The 1,059-nt window shown below is 64.7% G+C and carries 1 protein-coding gene; it reads left to right on the top strand.

The window, feature by feature from the left end; all coding sequences use genetic code 11:
- Positions 1-92: 92 nt before the first annotated feature.
- Positions 93-1,059, top strand: a 967-nt coding sequence (locus ACIOSY_RS17870) for an IS481 family transposase (protein WP_400855559.1), incomplete at its 3' end; no start/stop codon positions are given.

Raw genomic sequence — 1,059 nt, 5'->3', positions numbered from 1 at the left:
TGTACTGACCCGGATCGTTGTTGACGTAGGAGAGACCTTCGGTGTCGAGTGGGAGCTGTCTAGGTTCCTGTTCGATCACACGAAGGTCTCTCATGTCCCACGCTAATGCCCGGCTGGCTCCGGCCGGCAGGTTGATCATGGTTCAGCGCATCCAGTCGGGTCGTGCTGTCGCGCACGTCGCAGCTGAGATGGGTATCTCCCGCACGACCGCGTGGCGGTGGTGGCGCAGGTTCCGGGAAGAGGGGCCGGCGGGTCTGATCGACCGATCCAGCGTTGCCAGATCGCATCCGTCGCGGACGGGTCCGTGTCGGGAGACGCGGGTGCGGATCATGCGGCATCTGACCCGCCGGGGTCCGGTGTTCATCGCTGGCAAGCTCGGCATGCAGGCCTCGACGGTCGGGCGAGTGCTGCACCGCCATCACGCGCCCTTGCTGCGGGAGCTGGACCCTGTCACCGGGACAGTGATCCGCGCGACCCGCCGATCCGCGAACCGCTACGAACACGCCTACCCCGGATCCCTCATCCATATCGACGTGAAGAAGCTCGGACGCATCCCGGACGGCGGTGGATGGCGGGCGCATGGACGCAGCGAGAAAGCCCGCGGCCGTGGGATTGGTTACGACTATGTCCACACCGTGATCGATGACCACTCCCGTCTCGCCTACGCGGAGATCCACGACGACGAGAAGGGCACCACCGCGGCCGGAGTCATAGAACGCGCAATCGCGTTCTATGACCGACTCGGTGTCACCGTCGAACGGGTCATCAGCGACAACGCCTTCGCCTACCGGCACTCGGCAGCGTTCCGCTCGGTCCTCGACACTCACGGCATCACGCAGAAGTTCATCAAGCCGCACTGCCCCTGGACGAACGGGAAAGTCGAGCGCCTGAACCGCACCCTCGCCACCGAATGGGCCTACTCCCGACCCTTCACCTCGAACGCCGAGCGCGCAGCCGCCTTGCCCACCTGGCTCGACTACTACAACCTAGAACGAGCCCACCTCGGCATCAGAGGCAAGACCCCCATCGACCGAATCAACAACGGTCGAGGTCAGTACA

This window comes from Microbacterium sp. NPDC087665 (assembly GCF_044743285.1).
Taxonomy (GTDB): Bacteria; Actinomycetota; Actinomycetes; order Actinomycetales; family Microbacteriaceae; genus Microbacterium.
The sequence above is the reverse complement of the archived record's forward strand: the minus strand, read 5'-3'. Positions and strand labels throughout refer to the sequence as shown.